Annotated in this window: 1 protein-coding gene; it reads right to left on the bottom strand. The window is 68.7% G+C overall.

The annotated features are described in order from the left end of the window. Positions 1 to 42: 42 nt before the first annotated feature. Positions 43 to 903 (bottom strand): alpha/beta hydrolase family protein, encoded by an 861-nt coding sequence (locus E0D90_RS25690; protein ID WP_374935857.1) that lies wholly within the window; start codon positions 901 to 903, stop codon positions 43 to 45. Between the last annotated feature and the right edge of the window lie 334 nt (positions 904 to 1,237).

Here is a 1,237-nt window from a genome sequence, read left to right as displayed (position 1 = left end):
TCTCCGGGCCTGCCGGGCCCCGCCCTGGACGGCGGGCCGGACTCAGCCGAGCCGGTAGTCCGAGACGCCCGTAGTGATGCCGGTGCGGGGGCCCGGGTCGATGAACTGGTCGTAGCGCAGGTCGTTGTCCACGTACCGCTTGAGCCAGGAGACGCTGTACTTGGCGATCAGCGTGTTGCTCGAGTTGGGCGCGAAGTGGCCCTCGCGACGCAGTTCGAGGTAGGCGCGGCGCTCCGCGTTGGTCAGCGACTCGTAGAACGGGATCGAGTGGGACCGCACCGGGGCGATGGCGTCGTTCTCGGCGCCGATGACCAGGGTCGCCGCGTCCACACCCGACCAGCCCTTCTTGAGGTTCCAGGGGGTGAGCGGGACCGCCGCCCGGATCTCGTCGCGCTCCTCCGCGGCCTGGAGGGCACCACCACCGCCCATGGAGTGGCCCATGACCGCCTGACGCGAGGTGTCGATCCGGGGCCCGACGACCGAGTCGCCGATGGCGTGGTCCAGCGCGGCGTGCAGCTGCGTCGCCCGCTGGCGGGGCTGGTCGTAGCGGGAGTCGGTGTTGATGGTCACCACGACGAACCCGAAGGACGCCAGGCGGGGACCGAGCCACGCGATGGTGGACTCGCTGGCCGTGTAGCCCGGCGAGATCGCCACCACGCCGAATCGGCCGTCGGCCGTGCTGGTCGGGTAGTACATGGTCCCGTCACGGAACCCGTCCGACCCGAGTCGGCTGATGGAACGCTGGGAGACGGAGTAACTGCCGCGCGCTTGCTCGATGTAGGAGTTGGAGGGATCCGGGCCGCGCTCGTGGGGGTTTTGAGCGGCGTGGGAGCTGGTGGCGCCGAGGCTCAGCATGAGCATCAAGGCGGCGGTCAGCGCCCAGACGCGCTGGAACACAGACAAGGCGATGCCTTTCGGACGGCTGCGGGTGGGGGGTGAGCAACCCGCCAGGCGGTCTGCCGAGCCTGACTAAGCGCTCGCTTTTCAGCGGGTTGCCGAGATGGTTGCAGCCTGTACCGGCCCCGTCAACAGATCGCGCACTGATCGTCGCTTCACCCGTCAGCCTCTGGGGACTCGATGTTGTTCCACCGCCTGTTGTGGAGGGTGACGCTGGGTGGCTAGCGTGACGTCGTAGTGCTGGTCCACCTGGGGGGGTTGTTGGTCGTGGGGCGTTCGTCTGACTGGTCGGTGTTGGGGTTGTCGTCGGATCCGACGCCGGGTGATCCGGAGCGGATCA

The sequence above is a fragment of the Streptomyces otsuchiensis genome (assembly GCF_004305975.1).
GTDB classification, from domain to species: Bacteria; Actinomycetota; Actinomycetes; order Streptomycetales; family Streptomycetaceae; genus Streptomyces; species Streptomyces otsuchiensis.
The sequence above is the reverse complement of the archived record's forward strand: the minus strand, read 5'-3'. Positions and strand labels throughout refer to the sequence as shown.